This window comes from Streptomyces sp. CG 926 (assembly GCF_003148825.1).
In the GTDB taxonomy this organism is placed as follows: domain Bacteria; phylum Actinomycetota; class Actinomycetes; order Streptomycetales; family Streptomycetaceae; genus Streptomyces.
This window is the reverse complement of sequence record NZ_QGGZ01000002.1, coordinates 729,609-751,020: the sequence shown is the minus strand read 5'-3', so window position 1 is coordinate 751,020 and position 21,412 is coordinate 729,609. Positions and strand designations below refer to the sequence as shown.

Below are 21,412 nucleotides of genomic sequence, written 5' to 3'. Positions count from 1 at the left end.
CGTGAACGTCTCCACCCACACCGGCTCAGCCCTCAACACCCCACCCATACAGGCAAAATGCCCAAAACTGAGCCTTCTGCAACAACCTTTAGGCCCCGTCGGACCCGGTACGTACGTACGTACAGGTGAAGGCCCCCGCACCGTCGGTCGATGCGGGGGCCTTCGGCGTATCCCTTCCCCGTGCGGGGGGCCGTGTCACAGCGGAGGCCTGTCCGAAGTGCCCTAAATCACTCCGATTTCGATTCCGGGGCGATCCGAACCGGAGCGCCGACCACGGATGATGGAGGGCATGCGCGTCAAGCCCGCCGTCCCGGCCTTCGACCGGCTGGTGGCTTCCGGCCGCCGGCTCACCGAGGGCTGGGCCGGGTCGCCGCGGGCGATGGACGTGCTCACCGCGCTCGGCTGCCTCGGCCTGATGGCCCTCGACCTCCCGGGCCTCGCCGCCGCCGACAACTCCCTGACCGGGCCCGCCGCGGTCGTCGTGCTCGCCCTGGGCTGCGCCACCCTGCTGGTGCGCCGCCGACAGCCCTGGATCTCGTACCTGGCCGCGCTGCTCTTCATCGGGTGGCTGCACGAGCTCACCCTGATCCAGTTCGCCCTCTACTCGGTCGGCCGCTACCGCGGGCGCCGGGCCGGCATCCTCGCCACGCTCGCCTACGGCGCCTTCGCGCTCGGCATGTTCGTCCTGCCGGGCTGGCCCGAGCCCGAGGGACAGACCCTCAGCGGATTCCTCAGCGTGGTCGTGCCCATCGGGGTGCTCGCCTCCGCGGTGGGCATCGCCGCCTACCGGCACGACCTGGTGGGGGAGCTGACCGCCCGGCGGGCCGAGTCCGCCGTGCTCCACGCCGTCCAGCAGGAGCGCACCTCCGTGGCCCGCGACGTCCACGACTTCGTCGGGCGTGAGCTGACCCTGCTCACGGTCCGCTCCGAGGTGCTGTCGATGCGGGCGCGCGAGACGACGTACGGGCCGGACTTCGAGGAGCTGGCCGACACCGCGCGCCGAGCCCATCTGGTGCTCAACGAGATCATCGTGCAGCGCGGGGAACGGGCCTCGACCCCGGGCGTGGACGGGCTGCCCGCCCTCGCCGAGGAGAGCGGGCGGGCCGGCTCGCCCGTCCGGCTCGCCATGGACGAGGACGCGCGCGCCCTCTCCCCGCTACGGCAGGCGGCGGTCTACCGGGTGGTGCAGGAGTGCCTGACCAACGCCGCCAAGCACGCACACGGGGAGACCATCGACGTGTCCATCACGGCGGACGGCCCGAGGCTGCGGATAGCGGTCAGCAACGGGCTGCCGGCCCGGGCTCCGGGCCGGGCCCCCGTCTCGGCGGGCTCCGGCACGGCGAGCATGTCCGAGCGCGTCCGCAGCCTGGGCGGGACCCTGACGGCGACGCGCACGCGGGACGCGTACGAGGTCGTCGCCACCCTCCCGCGCGGCTGAGCCCTTCTCAGGCCTTCGCCGGGGCCGACAGGCCGCCCAGGGTCTCCAGGGTGTCCAGGTCCTCCACGCACCGGCCGGAGCCCAGCGCCACGCAGTGCAGCGGGTCGTCCGCGACGAAGACCGGGATGCCCGTGGCGGACGCCATTCGCAGGTCGAGGCCGGGCAGTAGTGCGCCGCCGCCGGTCAGGACGATGCCGTGCTCCATCACGTCACCGGACAGCTCCGGCGGGCACTCCTCCAGCGTGGTGCGCACGGCGGCGATGATCGCCTCGACCGGCTCGTCGAGTGCGGCCCGGACGTCGCGGGCGGTCAGCGTGAGGGTCTTGGGCATGCCGCCGACCCGCTCGCGGCCGCGCACGGTGAAGGTGCGCGTCTCCAGCTCAGGGCGGTCCGGGACCGGCCAGGCAGAGCCGAGGCCCAGCTTGACGTCCTCGGCGGTGCGTTCCCCGATGAGCAGCCCGTGCTCCTTGCGTACGTGGTCCATGACGGCCGCGTCGAGCCGGTCCCCGCCGACGCGCAGCGACCGGGACGTGACGATGCCGCCCAGGGAGATGACGGCGACCTCGGAGGTGCCGCCGCCGATGTCCACGACCATGGAACCGCGGGGCTCGGCCACCGGCAGTCCGGCGCCGATGGCCGCGGCCATCGGCTCCTCGATCAGGTGCACGGCCCTGGCTCCGGCCCGTGTGGCCGCCTGGACGATCGCCCGCCGCTCGACGGGGGTGACACCGGAGGGCACGCAGATCACCATCCGGGTGCGCGGCCGCCGGCCCGGGACGGCCTTGCGGACGAAGTGCCGGATCATCTCCTCGGCGGCCTCGTAGTCGCAGATCACACCGCCCCGCAGCGGTCGGATGGCGGTGATGGAGCCGGGGGTGCGGCCGATGGTCTCCTTGGCGTCCGTGCCGACGGCCAGGGCGCTGGTGGTGCCCGCCTTCACGGCGACCACGGACGGCTCATCGAGGACGATCCCGTGCCCCCGTGCGTAGACGAGGGTGTTGGCGGTGCCCAGGTCCATCCCTATGTCGCGGCTGGATGCTGTCTTGTTGCTGCTGGCCTGCGGCATTTATTCCCCTATCTCCTGCCGCAAGGCTTGCATAACGATCAGGTCGCTCCGGGTGTCGAACGTCCCGAAACGGCCGGGCCGAAAGTCCCCCGGGTCCCCGTCCGTAGACTGGCCCTGTGAGTGACCAGCAGCCCGAGAGCCACGACCGCGACGACAACGACGACCTCGCCGCCACCTTCGACGAGTTCGACCAGATCGTGGCGGAAGAGTCCGACCGCGACCCCGACCTGGCGGTGATCGAGGCCGGTAGCCGCACCCTGCGCGCCCAGGCCGGATCGCCCCAGGGCGACCCGGTACCCGCCCGGCCCGTCGACCCCGAGGTCGCCAAGGCGCTGTCGGAGGTGGAGCAGGAGCTGGCCACCCGCTGGGGCGAGACCAAGCTGGAACCGTCGGTGTCGCGCATCGCGGCGCTGATGGACGTGCTGGGCGAGCCGCAGCGCGCGTACCCGTCCATCCACATCACCGGCACCAACGGCAAGACGAGCACGGCCCGCATGATCGAGTCCCTGCTGAACGCCTTCGAGCTGCGCACCGGCCGCTACACCAGCCCGCACGTGCAGTCGATCACCGAGCGGATCAGCCTCGACGGGGCGCCGATCACCGCCGAGCGGTTCGTCGAGACGTACCACGACATCAAGCCGTACGTGGAGATGGTCGACGCCTCCGAGGAGTACCGGCTGTCCTTCTTCGAGGTGCTCACCGGCATGGCCTACGCGGCCTTCGCGGACGCCCCGGTGGACGTGGCCGTCGTCGAGGTCGGCATGGGCGGCAGCTGGGACGCGACCAACGTGATCGACGCGTCCGTCGCGGTGGTCACCCCGATCAGCCTGGACCACACCGACCGGCTCGGCTCCACCCCCGGTGAGATCGCCGTGGAGAAGGGCGGCATCGTCAAGCAGGACGCGACCGTGATCCTGGCCCAGCAGCCGGTGGACGCGGCGCAGGTGCTGCTGAAGAAGGCCGTCGAGGTGGACGCCACGGTGGCCCGCGAGGGCATGGAGTTCGGCGTCGTCTCGCGCGAGGTCGCGGTCGGCGGCCAGCAGCTGACGCTGCGCGGCGTGGGTGGCGAGTACGACGGCATCTTCCTGCCGATGTACGGCGCGCACATGGCGCACAACGCGGCGGTCGCCCTGGCCGCCGTGGAGGCTTTCTTCGGCATCGGCGGCGAGCACGCCCGGGTCCTGGACCTGGACACCGTGCGCAAGGCCTTCGCCTCGGTGTCCTCGCCGGGCCGGATGGAGGTCGTGCGGCGCAGCCCGACCGTGGTCCTGGACGCGGCCCACAACCCGGCGGGCGCGGCGGCCACCGCGGAGGCGGTCACCGAGTCGTTCGGCTTCAGCCGGCTGATCGGGGTCGTGGCCGCGAGCGAGGGCAAGGACGTCCGCGGGGTGCTGGAGGCCTTCGAGCCGATCTTCGCGGAGGTGGTGGTGACGGAGAACTCCAGCCACCGGGCGATGGGCGCGGACGAGCTGGCGGCCGTCGCGGTCGAGGTCTTCGGCGCGGAGCGGGTGCAGGTGGAGCCGCGGCTGGACGACGCCCTGGAGGCGGCGATCACCCTGGCGGAGGAAGAGGCCGAATACGGAGGGGCCGGGGTCCTGGTGACCGGTTCCGTGATCACGGTGGGCGAGGCCCGCCTGCTGTTGAAGAGGGGCTGAGGGATGCGCACGCTGTGTGCGAGCACGCTGATCGGCGAGTTCTTCGTGATCGGCTTCGCGGGGCTGGTGGCGATGAAGGACCCCGACCTGACCCAGGCCACGGTCTGGACGGTGTGCGGGGTCACGATGCTGCTGTCGGTCCTGCTGTGCGGGATGCTGTCGCGTCCCGGGGCGGTCCAGCTGGGCTGGGCGCTGCAGGTCGGCCTGATCCTGAGCGGGTTCGTCGTGCCGACGATGTTCTTCCTCGGCGCGGTGTTCGCCGGGCTGTGGTGGTGCTCCGTGCACTACGGCCGCAAGATCGACACGATCAAGGCGCGCTGGGCGGCCGCCCAGGAGGCGCAGGGCGCGCCCGGGGCGCCTGACGCTGCGTGACGGGTCCCCGGATCGGCCCTGTAGATTCGCCCTACCGCACCCGTTTGCCGCAAGGAGCCGCAACATGACCCAGCGCACCCTCGTCCTGCTCAAGCCCGACGCCGTCCGTCGCGGTCTGGTCGGCGAGATCATCGGCCGCATCGAGCGGAAGGCCGGCTGGACCATCCCCGCGCTGGAGCTGCGTACGCTGGACCAGGAGACCCTGGAGGCGCACTACGGCGAGCACAAGGGCAAGCCGTTCTACGAGCCCCTCATGGGCTTCATGGCGAGCGGTCCCGTCGTCGCTCTGGTGGTCGAAGGGGAGCGCGTGATCGAGGGTGTCCGCCAGTTGGCCGGACCCACTGACCCGATCGCCGCGGCGCCGGGCTCCATCCGGGGTGACTTCGGCACGATCACGCGTGAGAACCTGATCCACGCCTCGGACTCCGAGGAGTCCGCCGAACGTGAGCTGAAGCTGTTCTTCCCGGCGCTCTGAGCACTCTTTCCTGACGGAACATCAGCCGAATAGCGCTCATGACCTGGGGCGACCGAAGTAATTTCGGTCGCCCCCCGGTATTTCCGGGCGGAAGCGGGAACGCCTGGGCAGGACACGTCGTCACCACTGAGGGGGCGGGTATCCATTCCGGCGGGATTGCCGGAGTCCCGTCGCGCGGTCTTCGTACTTGCGGCACTACGATGGGGCCTCCACCCACACACCCACCTCGCCGACCCTGACAGCAGCCGCTATCAACTGGAAGGCCAGACGCTCCTCATGGGGAACAAGGGGAACAAAATGTCGTTCATCGGCCGTGACATGGCGATCGACCTCGGGACCGCCAACACGCTGGTGTACGTGAGGGGCCGGGGGATCGTCCTGAACGAGCCGTCCGTGGTCGCCATCAACACGAACACCGGCGGCATCCTGGCGGTCGGCTCGGAGGCGAAGAAGATGATCGGGCGCACGCCCGGCAACATCGTCGCCGTACGGCCCCTCAAGGACGGCGTGATCGCCGACTTCGAGATCACCGAGCGCATGCTCCGGTACTTCATCCTCAAGATCCACAAGCGCCGCTACCTGGCACGCCCGCGCGTGGTGGTCTGCGTTCCCTCCGGCATCACAGGAGTGGAGCGACGCGCCGTCATCGAGGCGTCCACGCAGGCCGGCGCCCGCCAGGTGCACATCATCGAAGAGCCCATGGCCGCCGCCATCGGCTCGGGCCTGCCCGTCCACGAGGCCACCGGCAACATGGTCGTGGACATCGGCGGCGGCACCACCGAGGTCGCCGTCATCTCCCTCGGCGGAATCGTCACGGCACAGTCCATCCGGGTGGCCGGCGACGAGCTCGACAACGCGATCATCCAGCACATCAAGAAGGAGTACTCGCTCCTCCTCGGTGAGCGGACGGCCGAGCAGATCAAGATCACCATCGGCTCGGCCTACGACCTCGACAAGGACGAGCACACCGAGATCCGCGGTCGCGACCTGGTCTCCGGCCTGCCCAAGACGGTCGTCATCTCGGCCGCCGAGGTGCGCAAGGCCATCGAGGAGCCGGTCAACGCCATCGTCGACGCGGTCAAGACCACGCTCGACAAGTGCCCGCCGGAGCTCTCCGGCGACATCATGGACCGCGGCATCGTCCTGACCGGTGGCGGCGCCCTGCTGCGCGGCCTCGACGAGCGGCTGCGCCGGGAGACCGGCATGCCGATCCACATCGCGGAGGATCCCCTCGACTCCGTCGCGCTCGGCTCCGGCAAGTGTGTCGAGGAGTTCGAGGCCCTCCAGCAGGTCCTGGACGCCCAGCCCCGTCGCTGACAGATGCCCCTCCACACCGGAGGGGCCATGCGGACACACAAGGATCCGCCGTACGGGTGCTACCGGGCCCGTGCGGCGGATCGTTGATATACAGGCAAAAGAGAAATCCGACGAGGAAGGCACGGCCGCCGCACGTGAGGGACACACGAGAAAGCCGGCTGCTCCTGGTGCTTCTGATCGCCATCGCGTTCGCACTGATCACGGTGGACATCAGGGCAGGCGAGGAGTCGCCGGTCGACGGTGCCCGGCAGGCCGCCGCAGCGGTCTTCGGCCCGGTCGAGGAAGGTGTGGCGACCGCGGTCGATCCGGTCGCCAACGCCATAGGGGCGGTACGGGACTCCGGCGAGCGCCACAACCGCATCGCCACGCTGGAGCGCGAGAACGCGGCGCTGAAGGCCAAGCTGGGCAGCGAGGACCAGACCCGCAGCCGCATCCACGAGCTCGACGAGATGCTCAAGCGGGCCGGCGCCGGGCAGTACGGCATCAAGGGCGCCGAGGTCATCGCGATAGGAGCGGCCCAGGGCTTCTCCTGGACCGTCACCATCGACGCCGGCAGCAAGGACGGCATCGAACGCGACATGACCGTCCTCAACGGGGACGGCCTCGTCGGCCGGGTCAGCACCGTCGGCCCCGACACCGCCACCGTCGTCCTCGCCAACGACCCCGACTTCACCGTCGGCACCCGGCTGGAGAAGACCGGTGAACTGGGCTTCGCCACCGGCCAGGGCGACCGCGCCCTGTCCGTCCAGATGCTCAACGGCAAGGCCAAGGTCAGCCCCGGCGACCGGCTCGTCACCTTCGGCTCGCGCGGCAACAAGCCGTTCGTGCCCGGGGTGCCGATCGGCGAGGTGGTCAAGGTCGACCCCTCGCGCGGCGACCTGACCCGCACCATCTGGGTGCGTCCGTTCGTCGGCTTCTCGCGCCTGGACATCGTCGGCGTCGTCGTGATGCCGCCGCGCGAGGACCCCCGCGACGCGGTCCTGCCGCCCAAGCCCGAGGCCCCCAAGCCCACCCCGACGGTCACCGTCACGGTCACCCCGTCCGGGTCCGCGGTGGCCGGCAAGCCCGCCGACGAGTAGGGACAGACCTCCATGCGCTTCAACAGGATCCTGCTCTCGGCCACCCTCGTCGTGGTCGCCCTCGTCATCCAGGTCACCGTCCTGGGCCGGCTCCAACTGCCCGGCGCCGTGCCCGACCTGCTGCTCCTCACCGTGGTCTCGCTGGCCCTGGTGTACGGGCACGTCAGCGGCGCGCTCATCGGCTTCGCCGCCGGCCTCCTCGCCGACCTGGCCCCGCCCGCCGACCACGCCGCCGGACGGTACGCGCTCGTGCTCTGCGTCATCGGCTACGTCGCCGGCCTGACCCGCCCCGACGGCGGCCGCTTCCGGTCCGCCTGGGGCCCGATGCTCACCGTCGTCGCCGCAGCGATCGGCTCCACCCTGCTCTACGCCGGTGTGGGCGCCCTCGTCGGCGACACCGCCGCCCGCCACGTGGGTCTGACCGGGCTGCTGTTCACCGCGACCCTCTACGACCTGCTGCTCGCGCCGTTCACCGTGCCGTTCATCATGGCCCTGGCCCGGCGCGCCGAGAACGACCCGATGGCCGTCGAGGCCGGCGGCGGCCCCGCCAACAAGGCCGCCGACGTCTCCGCCGGCTGGCTGGCCGGCGGTACGGGGCTGCGCATCGGCAGCCAGCGCGGCGGCCTGCGGCTGAAGACCGCGCGCTCGCGGGCCAACAAAGCCGTCCGTATAAAGGGGGTCAAGCCGGTCAAGGGTGTGAAGAGCGTCAAAAAGCTGTGAGCGAGGAGCAGTCGTGACCAATGTTCCGGAGACCGGCCGTACCTCCCGGGTGCAGATCCGGCTCGTCATGATCCAGATCCTCGTCTTCTCGATGCTGCTCACCCTCGGCGGGCGGCTCTGGTACCTCCAGATCCGCAACGGCGCCGAGTATTACCACGAGGCCAAGAGCAACCACGTCCAGCAGGTCGTCCAGCCCGCCGTGCGCGGCTCCATCCTCGACGCCCGCGGTGTGCCGATGGCCGACAACGAGACCCGTCTCGTCGTCTCGGCCAGCCGCACCGACCTGATGAAGATGAAGGACAAGGGCAAGGGCGTCCTGACCCGGCTGGCCGCCGTCCTGGACATGAAGCCGCAGGACGCCATGGACAAGGTCCGGCTCTGCGACTCCAAGACGCCGCAGCCCTGCTGGAACGGTTCCCCCTACCAGCCGATCCCGGTCACGCTGGAGGCCACCACCCAGCAGGCCCTCCAGATCCGCGAACGCCCCGAGGAGTTCCCGGGCATCACCGCGGAGCCTGCCGCCGTACGCCGCTACCCGGCGCCCGGCGGCTCCAACACCGGCCAGGTGCTCGGCTACCTCTCCCCGGTCACCGACGACGAGATCATCAAGGCGAAGGACACCAACTCGCCCTTCCTGCGCTCGGACCAGGTGGGCCGCTTCGGCCTGGAGCGCACCTACGACAAGGAACTGCGGGGCAAGTCGGGCGTCACCCGCTACGAGGTCGACAACCTCGGCCGGGTCATGGGCGAGGCCAGGAACGACCCGACGGTCCCCGGCGCCCATCTCGTGACCAGCCTCGACGCCCGCGTCCAAGGCGTCGCCGAGTACGAGCTGAACGCGGCGATGGTCGAGGCGCGCAAGCAGATCGACCGCAACACCGGCGTCCCCTACAAGGCCGACGCGGGCGCCATCGTGGTCCTGGAGTCCAAGACCGGCCGCGTGGTGGCCATGGCCTCCAACCCGACCTTCGACCCGAACGTCTGGGTCGGCGGCATCTCCGGCAAGGACTACGCCAAGCTCACCGCCAAGGATTCCAACGTCCCCCTGATGAACCGGGCGATCCAGGGCCAGGCGGCCCCCGGCTCCATCTTCAAGGTCATCCCGACCGCGGCCGCGGTCAACGCGGGCTACAAGTTCGACGGCGAGTACCCCTGCCCGAGCTCGTACTCCATCGGCGGCCAGGTCTTCAAGAACTTCGAGTCCCAGGGCCACGGCTCGATCACCCTCGGCCGGGCGCTGGAGGTCTCCTGCGACACCGTGTTCTACGCGCTGGGCCACCAGCAGTGGATCAAGGACGGCGGGCTCAAGCCGAAGAAGCACCCGGCCGAGATCTTCTACAAGACCGCCCACCAGTTCGGCCTCGGCGCCCCGACCCACGTGGACCTGCCCGGCGAGGAGAAGGGCCGCGTCCCCGACCGCCGCTGGAAGCAGGCGTTCTGGGAGGCCAACAAGGACATGTGGTGCAAGACCGGTAAGAAGGGCGGCACCTACGTCGAGCTGCTCTCCTACGAGAACTGCCTCGAAGGCAACCTCATGCGCGCCGGCGACGCCGTCAACTACTCCATCGGGCAGGGCGACACCCTGGTGACCCCGATCCAGATGGCCACCATCTACGCTGCCATCTCCAACGGCGGCACCATGTGGAACCCGACCATCGGCAAAGCCATCATCAGTGCTGACGGCAAGAAGATCGAAGAGATCAAGCCGCAGGCCCACGGCAGGCTGCCGATGACCGAGGAGACCAGGCGCAAGATGGAGGCCGCACTGGCGGGCGTCGCCACCCAGGGCACCGCCGCCTGGCGCTTCGGCGGTTGGCCCCAGAAGCAGATCCCCATGCACGCCAAGACCGGAACCGCCGAGGTCTACGGCAAGCAGACCACCTCGTGGTTCGCCACGTACACCGAGGACTACACGATCGTGATGACGATCTCCCAGGGCGGCACCGGCTCCGGCGCCTCCGGTCCCGCCGTGCGCAACGTCTACAACGCCATCTACGGCCTGACGATGTCCGGCAAGCAGGACCCGAAGAAGGCCCTGCTGATCAAGCCCGAGGCGAAGCTGCCCCGGATCGCCCCCGACGGCTCCATCATCGCCCCGGAGATCCGGCCGTACGTGCCGCCGTCCCCGGAGGACCTCGAGCCGGCCGTGCTCGCCGGTCCGCCCGCACCGCCCGCGGCACGCCAGGACTGAGGAAAGACATGCCGACCGCCAACAAGTTCTCCGTCTCCCGGTACGCGCCCGAGCGCGGGGCGATGGCCAAGCTCACCGCCCGCGACTCGGTCGTCCGCCGGCTCGACTGGCCGATACTCCTCTCCGCGCTCGCCCTGTCCTTCATCGGCTCCATGCTGGTGTGGTCGGCGACCCGCAACAGGACCTCGCTGAACCAGGGGGACCCGTACTACTTCCTGGCGCGGCACGCCCTGAACACCGGTATCGGCCTCGTGCTGATGATCGGCACGATCTGGCTCGGCCACCGCACCCTGCGGGGCGCCGTGCCGATCCTCTACGGGCTCTCCCTCGTGCTGATCCTCGCCGTGCTCACCCCGCTCGGCGCCACCATCAACGGCGCCCACGCGTGGATCGTCATCGGCGGCGGTTTCTCCCTCCAGCCGTCCGAGTTCGTGAAGATCACGATCATCCTGGTGATGGCGATGCTGCTGGCCACCCGGGTGGACGCGGGCGACCTCGCGCACCCGGACCACCGCACGGTCGTCAAGGCGCTCTGCCTCGCTGCGGCCCCGATGGGCATCGTCATGCTGATGCCCGACCTCGGCTCCGTGATGGTCATGATCGTGATCGTGCTCGGCGTGCTGCTGGCCTCCGGAGCCTCCAACCGCTGGGTGGTGGGCCTGCTCGGCGCGGGCGCGAGCGGCGCCGTCCTGATATGGCAGCTCGGCGTGCTCGACGAGTACCAGATCAACCGCTTCGCGGCCTTCGCCAACCCCGAGCTCGACCCGGCCGGCGTCGGCTACAACACCAACCAGGCGCGCATCGCGATCGGCTCCGGCGGGCTGACCGGCTCCGGGCTCTTCCACGGCTCGCAGACCACCGGCCAGTTCGTGCCCGAGCAGCAGACCGACTTCGTCTTCACGGTGGCGGGGGAGGAGCTGGGCTTCGTCGGGGCCGGACTGATCCTGGTGCTGCTCGGCGTCATCCTGTGGCGTGCCTGCATGATCGCCCGGGAGACCACCGAGCTGTACGGGACGATCGTGTGCGCCGGGATCATCGCCTGGTTCGCCTTCCAGTCCTTCGAGAACATCGGGATGACCCTCGGGATCATGCCGGTGGCCGGGCTCCCCCTGCCGTTCGTCTCGTACGGAGGCTCGTCGATGTTCGCCGTGTGGGTGGCGATCGGACTACTGCAGTCGATCAAGGTGCAACGGCCATTGTCAGCCTGATGCGGCCGTTCACCCTGCCGACGTGATCCGTTCAGGACTAAGTTCGGTCTATGGCGGACATCAAGCGCGAAATCGAGCGGAAATTCGAGTTCTCCAAGGCCAAATCTGCCCGGCGCGGAGTCCCGGACCTGACGGGCACGGCCGCGATCGCGGCCGTCTCCGACCAGGGCACCGTCGACCTCGACGCCGTCTACTACGACACCCCCGACCAACGGCTCGCCGCCGACGGTCTCACCCTGAGGCGCAGAACGGGCGGCGCGGACGAGGGCTGGCACCTCAAACTGCCCGTCTCCCCGGGCGTACGCGACGAGATCGGGGCCGCGCTCAGCGACACGGTCCCGCCCGCCCTCGCCGCCCTCGTCCGCTCGCGCGTCCGCGGCGCCGGACTCCGGCCGCAGGTCAGGCTCCTCTCCTCGCGCAAGGTCAGCCACCTCCTCGACGCCGGCGGCGCCCTGCTCGCGGAACTGAGCACCGACGCCGTCCTCGCCGAACGCGGTGACACCACCGCCGCCTGGACCGAGGTCGAGGTGGAACTCGCCGACGGGGTCGACCCCGAACTGCTCGACGCCGTGGAGCAGACCTTCCGCAAAGCCGGCCTCAAGGTCTCCGACGCCCCCTCGAAACTCGCCCGGGCCCTCGCCGAGACCGCGGCCGAGCCCCCGGCCCGGCCGGGCGGCGGCGGACCCGAGGGCACCGCGGGCGCGCACGTCCTCGCGTACCTGACCGAGCAGCGCGACGCCTTGGTAGCCCAAGACCCGGCCGTACGACGCAACCTGCCCGACTCCGTCCACCAGATGAGGGTCGCCACCCGCCGGCTGCGCAGCGCCTTCAAGACCTACCGCAAGGTCCTGGACCGCGAGGCCACCGACCCCCTCGGCGACGAGCTGCGCTGGCTGGCCGCCGAACTCGGCGTCGACCGCGACCAAGAGGTCCTGATGGAGCGGCTCCAGGCCCACCTCGCCGAACTGCCCCGCACCCTCCTCACCGGCCCGGTCCGCAGCCGCCTACGGACCTGGAACAGCAGCCGACGCTCCGGATCGCGGCGCAGGGCCCTGGCCGCGCTCGACAGCGACCGCTACGTCACCCTGCTCGACACCCTCGACGCACTGCTCGACGCGCCCCCGCTGCTCGACGGCGCCACCGAGCCCCCGCGGAAGGTCCTCCCCAAGGCGGTGCTCCACGACTACGCGCGCCTCGCCACCCGCATCGACGGCGCGCTCGCCCTCGACGAGGGTCACGAACGGGACCTGGCGCTCCACGAGGCCCGCAAGGCGGCCAAACGAGTGCGGTACGCGGCGGAGTCGGCCGTGCCCGAACTCGGCAAACCGGCGAAGCACCTGGCCAAGGCCGTGAAGAAGGTCCAGACCCTGCTCGGTGACCACCAGGACAGCGTGGTCGCGCGCGACGCCCTACGCGGCCTCGCCGCCCAGGCGACGGCCGCCGGGGAGCCGGCCTTCACCTGGGGCCTGCTCTACGGACGCGAGGAGGCTCTGGCCGAGCGGCGCGAGCGGGAGCTTCCCGAGATCTGGGCGAAGGTCTCGGCCGCCGCCCTGCGGACGGCCCTGAAGTGATCATGCGGGTGGGGGCGGCTGAGCCATCGGGGTACGCTAGATAGCTGCCCCCTGCCCGCTTCACGAAAGTCGCGTGATGACCGAGTCGGTCTTCCCTCAGCTTGAGGCCCTGCTTCCGCACGTGCAGAAGCCCATCCAGTACGTCGGCGGTGAACTCAACTCCACGGTCAAGCCGTGGGAGAGCTGCGACGTCCGCTGGGCTCTCATGTACCCGGACGCATACGAAGTCGGGCTGCCCAACCAGGGCGTCATGATCCTGTACGAGGTGCTCAACGAACGCGAGGGCGTCCTCGCCGAGCGCACCTACAGCGTGTGGCCCGACCTCGAAGAACTGATGCGCGAGCACAAGGTGCCGCAGTTCACCGTGGACAGCCACCGCCCGGTCTCCGCCTTCGACGTGTTCGGCCTGTCCTTCTCCACGGAGCTGGGCTACACCAACATGCTCACGGCGCTGGACCTCGCCGGCATCCCGCTGGAGGCCCGCAACCGTACCGTCGACCACCCGATCGTCCTCGCGGGCGGCCACGCGGCCTTCAACCCCGAGCCGATCGCGGAGTTCATCGACTGCGCGGTCATCGGCGACGGCGAGCAGGCCGTCCTCGACATGACCGAGATCATCCGCACCTGGAAGGCCGAGGGCAGGCCGGGCGGGCGCGAAGAGGTCCTCCTGCGTCTCGCCAAGACCGGCAACGTCTACGTGCCGGGCTTCTACGACGTCGAGTACCTGCCGGACGGCCGCATCGGCCGGGTCGTGCCCAACCGCTCCGGCGTGCCGTGGCGCGTGTCCAAGCACACGGTCATGGACCTCGACGAGTGGCCCTACCCCAAGCAGCCCCTGGTCCCGCTCGCCGAGACCGTCCACGAGCGCATGTCCGTGGAGATCTTCCGCGGCTGCACCCGCGGCTGCCGTTTCTGCCAGGCCGGCATGATCACGCGCCCCGTGCGGGAGCGAAGCATCACCGGCATCGGCGAGATGGTCGAGCGCGGGCTCAAGGCCACGGGCTTCGAGGAGGTCGGTCTCCTCTCCCTCTCCTCGGCGGACCACACGGAGATCGCCGACATCGCCAAGGGCCTCGCGGACCGCTACACGGACGACAAGGTGGGCCTGTCCCTGCCGTCGACCCGCGTGGACGCGTTCAACGTGGACCTGGCCAACGAGCTGACCCGCAACGGTCGCCGCTCCGGCCTGACCTTCGCCCCCGAGGGCGGCTCCGAGCGCATGCGCAAGGTCATCAACAAGATGGTCTCGGAAGAGGACCTGATCCGGACCGTCTCCACCGCGTACGGCAACGGCTGGCGTCAGGTGAAGCTGTACTTCATGTGCGGCCTGCCCACCGAGACCGACGAGGACGTGCTCCAGATCGGCGACATGGCGGTCAACGTCATCGCCAAGGGGCGCGAGGTCTCCGGCCAGAACGACATCCGCTGCACGGTGTCCATCGGCGGATTCGTCCCCAAGCCGCACACCCCGTTCCAGTGGGCGCCGCAGCTGTCGGCCGAGGAGACGGACGCCCGCCTGGGCAAGCTCCGCGACAAGATCCGCGGCGACAAGAAGTACGGCCGCTCCATCGGCTTCCGCTACCACGACGGCAAGCCGGGCATCGTCGAAGGCCTCCTCTCGCGCGGCGACCGCCGCATCGGCGACGTCATCCGCGCCGTGTACGAGTCGGGCGGCCGCTTCGACGGCTGGCGCGAGCACTTCAGCTACGACCGCTGGATGGAGGCGGCCGAGAAGACCCTGCCCGCCTACGGCGTGGACGTGGCCTGGTACACCACCCGCGAGCGCACCTACGAGGAGGTCCTGCCCTGGGACCACCTGGACTCCGGTCTCGACAAGGACTGGCTCTGGGAGGACTGGCAGGACGCCCTCGACGAGACCGAGGTCGACGACTGCCGCTGGACCCCGTGCTTCGACTGCGGCGTGTGTCCTCAGCTCGACCTGGACATCCAGATCGGCCCGACCGGCAAGAAGCTCCTGCCCCTGTCGGTCGTGAAGTGATCCGCTGACGTAACCCTTGGGTCACGAGAGGCCCCTGCCCGCAACGGGTGGGGGCCTTCGGTGTGTCCTTCGCTGCATGGACATGGACGAACGGCCTCCCGGCGGCGGTGGCGACGGGTGCCTGGTGGGCCTCATCAGGATTCCCGTGAAGATCGTCGCCGTACTCGTCGTACTGCCCGTACGAGTGCTCTGGGAGCTGCTGGTCGCCGGCGGCCGGGCCGTGCGTCGGCATGTGCTCGGGCCGCTGTACGTCCATGTCCTGGGTCCGCTGTTGCGTGCGACGGGGTGGTTGCTGACCGTCCTGTTCAAGCTGGTCCTCGTCTGGCCGTGGGTCGGGCTCTGGCGGTATGTGCTCAGCCCCGTCGGCCGGGGGCTGGCGTGGCTGGGTCGGGGGGCGTACGAGCACCTGCTCGCGCCGGCCGGGCGGATCCTGCTGACCTACGTGCTGCGGCCGCTGTGGACGGCGGTGGCCTGGGTCGGTCGGGGCGGCATGCGCTATCTGCTCGCGCCGCTCGCCAAGGGCCTCACCTGGATCCTGTGGGCCCTGGCCATGACGCTGTTCGTGTGGCCGTGGGCCGCGCTGTGGCGGTACGTGCTCGCGCCCGTCGGCCGTGGCATCGCCTGGCTGGCCGCGGCGGTGTACCGGTACGTGCTCACCCCCGTCGGCCGCGGCCTCCTGTGGCTGGCCGTCGCCGGGTTCCGGTACCTGCTGCGGCCCGTCGGGCTGGGCCTGGCGTGGCTGGCCGTCGGCCTGTACCGGTACGTGCTCACGCCGGTCGGGCGGGTGCTCCGCTGGGCCTGGCACGTGGCCGGGCAGATCGTCGCCGCCCTGTGGCGCGGGTTCAAGTGGGTCGGGTGGGTGCTCGTCGGATGGCCTGCCTCCCGGGTGTACCGGTACGTGCTGACGCCTGTCGGCCACGCCGTCCGCGAGGTCTGGCGCACCGGCCGCGCCGCGGTCCGGGAGGCACGGGCCGCCGTACGACAAGCGCTGTTCGGTACTCCTCCCCGGGAACCGGCGAGGTCACGGGCGCGTACTCTGGGTAGTACGACAGCCGCCGACGCGGCACCCGCTGACGAGATCTCCCGGCCCCGACGGCAGGGGTGAGCCGGAGCGGGTCGACAGACCTCAGGGCGACGCGCGAGCCGCGGAGCCCCGCACAAGGAGAAGAACCACTGGGCAAGCGACAGCCCGAAGGCCCGCCTCCCGCACCGGTGGTGCAGCGCATCCGACTGCGCTACACCAAGCGCGGCCGCCTCCGGTTCACCAGTCACCGTGACTTCCAGCGCGCCTTCGAGCGGGCCCTGCGCCGCGCCGAGGTGCCGATGGCGTACTCGGCCGGCTTCACCCCGCACCCGCGCGTCTCGTACGCGAACGCCGCACCGACCGGCACCGGCAGCGAGGCCGAGTACCTGGAGATCGGCCTCGCCGAGCCCCGCGACCCCGAGAAGCTCCGTGAGCTGCTCGACGAATCGATGCCGACCGGGCTCGACATCATCGACGCGGTCGAGGCCCGTACCTCGGGCCTCGCCGACCGGCTGACCGCCTCCGTGTGGGAGCTGCGCCTGGACGGCGTGGAGCTCGCCGAGGCCGAGCGTGCCGTGGGAGCCTTCCTCGCCGCGGAGAACGTGGAGGTGCAGCGTCGGACCAAGAACGGTATGCGGACCTTCGACACGCGTGGCGCGGTCGTGAGCCTGCAAGCGCTTCCCGCCCCGGCTGATAGGCCGCTGGACAATGCTTGTGCGATACTGCGGCTGGTTGTTCGGCATCTGACACCTGCCGTGCGACCCGACGACGTCCTGTCCGGTCTCCGAGCTGTGGCCGACCTGGCGCCGCCGGTCCCCTCAGCGGTGACCAGGCTGGCGCAGGGGCTCTTCGACGAGGAGTCCGGCACGGTGACCGACCCGCTCGCGCCCGACCGCGAGGCTGTCACGGCCGCCCCACCCACGGCCGCCGTAGCAGCCGACGCGAAGGCGCCGGAAGGTCCCGCCGCGTAAGGAACGCCGTCGTCGCGCAGCCCTGGTACTCGGGAGCCACCTGGGTCGGGCCGCGCACCGACCTGAAGACTTCCGCCAGGCCGTACGGACAACACGTACGGAACCGGCGGCCATGGACTACAGCTCCCGTGTGGCGAACGCGCCCCGGAGGCCGGTTCCGCGCTCATTACGCGGAGCCGTGCCGGACCGGAAGTCAGCCGCGGCGCCCGGGAGCGTGACGGGAGAACCGCCCGCAATGCTCAACAACGAAAACGACACCACTTCTGCTGGTAGCGCCGACAACGGCAGCCCCAGCGACAACCTGCCGCCGCGTCGTCGCCGCCGTGCCGCTTCCCGGCCCGCGGGCCCGCCCGGTGGCGCCGCCGCCGAGACGACCCCGGTGACCGAGGCCGCCCCGGCCGCCGCCGCCGAAGAGGCCGCTCCGGCCGCCGCCCCGGCTCGTCCCCGCCGCCGTGCGACCCGCGCCGTGGCCGCCCCGGTGACCCCGGCCGCCGAGGCCGTCGTGGCCGACACCCCGGCCGCCGAGCCCGTCGCCGCCGCTCCCGCTGCTGCCGCCGTCGCCGAGGAGCCCGTCGCTCCCGCGCCGCGGACCCGCCGCCGTGCCACCCGCGCCGTCGCCGCCCCGGAGGCTCCGGCCGCCGTGGCTGCCGCGCCCGAGGCCCCGGCCGCGCCCGTGGTCGAGGAGGAGGCTCCGGCCGCTCCGGCTCCGCGTGCCCGTCGTCGTGCCACCCGCGCCGTGACCGCCCCGGCCGCCGAGACCGCCGCCGTGGCTGAGGCTCCGGCCGTCGAGGCTCCCGCGCCCGTGGTCGAGGAGGAGGCTCCGGCCGCTCCCGCTCCGCGTGCCCGTCGTCGTGCCACCCGCGCCGTCGCCGCTCCGGCCACCGAGACCGCCGCCGTGGTCGAGGCTCCGGCCGCCGTGGCTGCCGCGCCCGAGGCCCCGGCCGCGCCCGTGGTCGAGGAGGAGGCCCCGGCCGCTCCCGCTCCGCGTGCCCGTCGTCGCGCCACCCGCGCCGTCGCCGCTCCGGCCGCCGAGGCCGTCGCCGAGGCTCCCGCCGCCGAGCCCGCTCCCGTCGTGGAGGAGGCCCCGAAGGCCGCCCGCGCCGTGACCGTCGCCGACGCCGTGGACTCGCCCAAGCGTGGCGGCCGCCGCCGCGCCACCCGCTCCGCCGCTCCGGCCGCCGCTCCGCAGCCCGTCGCCGAGAGCGCCGAGCCCGCCGCCCCGGCCCGCGCCCGCCGTGCCGCTCGTCCCGCCGTCGCCGTCTTCCAGGCCCCGGTCTTCGCCGAGCCGATGTTCCAGACCCCCGAGACCGCGGCCATGGCCGCCGCGGCGGCGCGCGCCGCCGAAGAGGTCGAGGAGGAGGCGGAGACCGAGGTCGAGGCCGAGGTCACCGCGGCCCCCGTCGCGCAGCCCGCCGGCCGTCGCCGGCGCCGTGGACGCGGCGCCGCCGAGTCCGCGCCGGCCGCCGAGTCCGCCCCGGTCTCCCTGCCCGAGGTGCTCGCGGAGGAGGAGCCGGAGGCCGAGGCCGCCGAGCTCGACGAGGAGTCCGCCGAGTTCGAAGAGGGCGACGAGTCGGGCGAGCGCCCGTCGCGCCGCCGCCGTCGTGGTGGCCGTCGCCGCCGTCGCGGTGAGTCCGCCGACCTCGACGAGTCCGCCGAGGACGAGGCCGAGACCGCCGAGCAGGACGCCGCCGAGCGGGACACCGACGAGGAAGAGGACGAGGAGTCCGACGAGGCCCTCGGTTCCAGCTCCAGCCGTCGTCGCCGCCGTCGTCGCCGTCGCAGTGGCGAGGGCGCCGCCGAGGCGACCGAGGCGGGCGACGAGGACGGTGTGCGTACCGTCGTCAAGGTCCGCGAGCCGCGCCCGGCGCGCGAGAAGGCCGAGCCGTCCGACGAGGTGCAGTCCATCAAGGGCTCGACCCGTCTGGAGGCGAAGAAGCAGCGTCGCCGCGAGGGCCGCGAGCAGGGCCGCCGCCGCGTCCCGATCATCACCGAGGCCGAGTTCCTGGCCCGCCGCGAGGCCGTCGAGCGCGTCATGGTCGTCCGTCAGGCCGGCGAGCGCACCCAGATCGGTGTCCTCGAGGACAACGTGCTCGTCGAGCACTACGTCAACAAGGAAGAAGCCACCTCGTACGTCGGCAACGTCTACCTGGGCAAGGTCCAGAACGTGCTGCCGTCGATGGAGGCCGCGTTCATCGACATCGGCAAGGGCCGCAACGCGGTCCTGTACGCCGGTGAGGTCAACTTCGAGGCGCTCGGCATGGCCAACGGGCCGCGCCGCATCGAGTCCGCCCTCAAGTCCGGCCAGTCGGTCCTGGTCCAGGTCACCAAGGACCCGATCGGTCACAAGGGCGCCCGCCTGACCAGCCAGGTCTCGCTGCCCGGCCGCTACCTGGTCTACGTGCCCGAGGGCTCGATGACCGGCATCAGCCGCAAGCTGCCCGACACCGAGCGCGCGCGTCTGAAGACCATCCTCAAGAAGATCGTCCCCGAGGACGCGGGCGTCATCGTGCGCACCGCCGCCGAGGGCGCGAGCGAGGACGAGCTGCGCCGCGACGTCGAGCGTCTGCAGGCCCAGTGGGAGGACATCCAGAAGAAGTCGAAGCAGATCTCGACGTCTTCGCCGAGCCTGCTGTACGGCGAGCCGGACATGACCGTCCGCGTCGTGCGCGACATCTTCAACGAGGACTTCTCGAAGGTCATCGTCAGCGGTGACGGCGCCTGGGAGACCATCCACGGCTACGTGAACCACGTGGCCCCGGACCTGGCCGACCGGCTGTCCCGCTGGACCTCCGAGGTCGACGTCTTCGCGACGTACCGGATCGACGAGCAGCTCGCCAAGGCGCTCGACCGCAAGGTGTGGCTGCCCTCGGGCGGCTCGCTTGTGATCGACAAGACCGAGGCGATGATCGTCATCGACGTCAACACCGGCAAGTTCACCGGTCAGGGCGGCAACCTCGAGGAGACCGTCACCAGGAACAACCTGGAGGCGGCCGAGGAGATCGTGCGTCAGCTGCGGCTGCGGGACCTGGGCGGCATCGTCGTCATCGACTTCATCGACATGGTCCTGGAGTCCAACCGCGACCTGGTCCTGCGCCGCATGCTGGAGTGCCTGGGCCGCGATCGTACGAAGCACCAGGTGGCCGAGGTCACCTCGCTGGGCCTGGTCCAGATGACCCGCAAGCGGGTGGGCCAGGGTCTGCTGGAGTCCTTCTCCGAGACCTGCGTCCACTGCAACGGCCGCGGTGTCATCGTCCACATGGAGACCCCGACCGTGGTCGGCGGCGGTGGCAACGGCAAGCGCTCCAAGCGCCGCGGTGGCCGCACCGAGTTCGACCAGCACGACCACGACGTCGAGACGGTCGAGTCCGTCGACGGCGGCTTCGAGTCCGAGGCCGAGGTGGCTGCCGAGGCCGCCGCGCCGCGGGCCCTGCCCGAGCCGGAGTTCGTCGCGGACGAGGAGCTCTACAGCAGCCCGGCCGAGGCCGAGGCCGCCGCGGGCATCAGCGGTCGCCGCAACCGGCGCCGTGCGACCCGTAAGGCCACCGCTCCGGCGGGCGCCCCGCGCGGTGCGGCGGCTCCGGTCCAGGCCCCGGCCGCCGTGGTCGTCGACGAGCCGGTGACCGCGCCGGCCGAGACGGTGCTGGAGCCGGCTCCCGAGTTCGTGGCCGAGGCGGCTCCGGTCGCCGAGACCGCCGAGGTCGCTCCGGTCGTGGAGGCGGTCGAGGACGCCGCGCCGAAGGGCCGTACGCGTCGCCGTGCGACCCGTAAGGCCACCGCCCCGGCGGGTGCCCCGGCCCCCGCGGCCGAGGTGGCCCCGGAGCCGGAGCCGGTCGTCGTGCCGGAGCCGGAGCCCGTCGTCGAGCCCGAGCCCGAGGTCGTCGCCGTCGCCGAGGTCGAGGAGGCCCCCGTCGTGGAGGCCGCTCCGGCCCGTCCGCGCCGTCGTGCGACCCGTAAGGCCACCGCGCCCGCCGGTTCCCCGGCCGGCGCTGCGGAGGCCGCCGTGGTGGTCGTCGAGGCCCCGTCGGTGGTCGAGGAGGCAGCTGCCCCGGCGCCGGCCGAGGAAGCCGCCCCGGTGGTCGAGGAGGCCGCCCCGGCCAAGAAGGCCGCCAAGAAGGCTCCGGCCAAGAAGGCGACCGCGGCGAAGAAGGCCCCGGCCAAGAAGGCGGCGGCCGCCAAGAAGACCGTGGCCAAGAAGGCGGCCACGACCAAGAAGACCGCGACGAAGCGGGCGACGAAGAAGACCGCGGCGGCGGAGCAGCAGACGCTCCCGTCCGTCTCGGCTCCGACCGAGGCCTGATTCACCGCTGAGTGACACCGCGTTCGTGG

The 21,412-nt window shown here is 71.5% G+C and carries 15 protein-coding genes; 14 read left to right on the top strand and 1 reads right to left on the bottom strand.

All coding sequences use genetic code 11. The features are described from left to right. Nucleotides 1-289: 289 nt before the first annotated feature. Nucleotides 290-1,438: a sensor histidine kinase gene (locus BCL76_RS08530; protein WP_109778922.1), complete on the top strand. Its 1,149-nt coding sequence runs from the start codon at nucleotides 290-292 to the stop codon at nucleotides 1,436-1,438. A 7-nt stretch (nucleotides 1,439-1,445) separates the two neighbouring features. Here BCL76_RS08530 and BCL76_RS08525 read toward each other — a convergent pair whose 3' ends face one another. Further along, entirely contained in the window at nucleotides 1,446-2,504 is a 1,059-nt protein-coding gene (locus BCL76_RS08525) for a rod shape-determining protein (protein WP_109778853.1), read from the bottom strand. A gap of 116 nt (nucleotides 2,505-2,620) precedes the next feature. Here BCL76_RS08525 and folC point away from each other — a divergent pair, with 116 nt between their 5' ends. The 13 genes from folC (at nucleotide 2,621) to BCL76_RS08460 (ending at nucleotide 21,383) form a co-directional block, all read left to right on the top strand. Next, on the top strand, nucleotides 2,621-4,159 hold the full coding sequence (folC, locus tag BCL76_RS08520) for a bifunctional tetrahydrofolate synthase/dihydrofolate synthase (RefSeq protein ID WP_109778852.1): 1,539 nt from the start codon (nucleotides 2,621-2,623) through the stop codon (nucleotides 4,157-4,159). A gap of 3 nt (nucleotides 4,160-4,162) precedes the next feature. Continuing rightward, complete coding sequence (locus BCL76_RS08515) at nucleotides 4,163-4,531, top strand: DUF4233 domain-containing protein (RefSeq protein WP_030757290.1); 369 nt, start codon at nucleotides 4,163-4,165, stop codon at nucleotides 4,529-4,531. Between the two features lie 64 nt (nucleotides 4,532-4,595). After that, the gene (gene ndk / locus BCL76_RS08510) at nucleotides 4,596-5,006 is read left to right on the top strand and encodes a nucleoside-diphosphate kinase (RefSeq protein WP_030715774.1); all 411 of its coding nucleotides are present in this window, start codon (nucleotides 4,596-4,598) and stop codon (nucleotides 5,004-5,006) included. Nucleotides 5,007-5,303: 297 nt separating this feature from the next. Next, nucleotides 5,304-6,323 (top strand): rod shape-determining protein, encoded by a 1,020-nt coding sequence (locus BCL76_RS08505; RefSeq protein ID WP_008738981.1) that lies wholly within the window; start codon nucleotides 5,304-5,306, stop codon nucleotides 6,321-6,323. Nucleotides 6,324-6,457: 134 nt separating this feature from the next. Beyond that, a complete protein-coding gene (mreC, locus tag BCL76_RS08500; protein ID WP_030757295.1) occupies nucleotides 6,458-7,402 on the top strand; it encodes a rod shape-determining protein MreC in 945 nt (314 codons plus the stop codon). A gap of 12 nt (nucleotides 7,403-7,414) precedes the next feature. Next, nucleotides 7,415-8,122 (top strand): rod shape-determining protein MreD, encoded by a 708-nt coding sequence (mreD, locus tag BCL76_RS08495; protein ID WP_030715768.1) that lies wholly within the window; start codon nucleotides 7,415-7,417, stop codon nucleotides 8,120-8,122. A 13-nt stretch (nucleotides 8,123-8,135) separates the two neighbouring features. Further along, the gene (gene mrdA, locus BCL76_RS08490; protein ID WP_109778851.1) at nucleotides 8,136-10,313 is read left to right on the top strand and encodes a penicillin-binding protein 2; all 2,178 of its coding nucleotides are present in this window, start codon (nucleotides 8,136-8,138) and stop codon (nucleotides 10,311-10,313) included. An 8-nt stretch (nucleotides 10,314-10,321) separates the two neighbouring features. Beyond that, nucleotides 10,322-11,521, top strand: a complete 1,200-nt coding sequence (gene rodA, locus BCL76_RS08485) for a rod shape-determining protein RodA (protein WP_030757301.1) — start codon at nucleotides 10,322-10,324, stop codon at nucleotides 11,519-11,521. Nucleotides 11,522-11,571: 50 nt separating this feature from the next. Further along, nucleotides 11,572-13,092 carry a CYTH and CHAD domain-containing protein gene (locus BCL76_RS08480; protein WP_109778850.1) on the top strand — a complete coding sequence of 507 codons (1,521 nt, stop codon included), beginning with the start codon at nucleotides 11,572-11,574 and terminating at the stop codon, nucleotides 13,090-13,092. Between the two features lie 73 nt (nucleotides 13,093-13,165). After that, nucleotides 13,166-15,091 carry a TIGR03960 family B12-binding radical SAM protein gene (locus BCL76_RS08475; protein ID WP_181382469.1) on the top strand — a complete coding sequence of 642 codons (1,926 nt, stop codon included), beginning with the start codon at nucleotides 13,166-13,168 and terminating at the stop codon, nucleotides 15,089-15,091. A gap of 76 nt (nucleotides 15,092-15,167) precedes the next feature. Continuing rightward, on the top strand, nucleotides 15,168-16,196 hold the full coding sequence (locus BCL76_RS08470; RefSeq protein WP_109778848.1) for a hypothetical protein: 1,029 nt from the start codon (nucleotides 15,168-15,170) through the stop codon (nucleotides 16,194-16,196). A gap of 110 nt (nucleotides 16,197-16,306) precedes the next feature. After that, nucleotides 16,307-17,086 (top strand): TIGR03936 family radical SAM-associated protein, encoded by a 780-nt coding sequence (locus BCL76_RS08465; RefSeq protein WP_109778921.1) that lies wholly within the window; start codon nucleotides 16,307-16,309, stop codon nucleotides 17,084-17,086. Nucleotides 17,087-17,321: 235 nt separating this feature from the next. Then, entirely contained in the window at nucleotides 17,322-21,383 is a 4,062-nt protein-coding gene (locus BCL76_RS08460) for an Rne/Rng family ribonuclease (RefSeq protein ID WP_109778847.1), read from the top strand. Nucleotides 21,384-21,412: the final 29 nt, after the last annotated feature.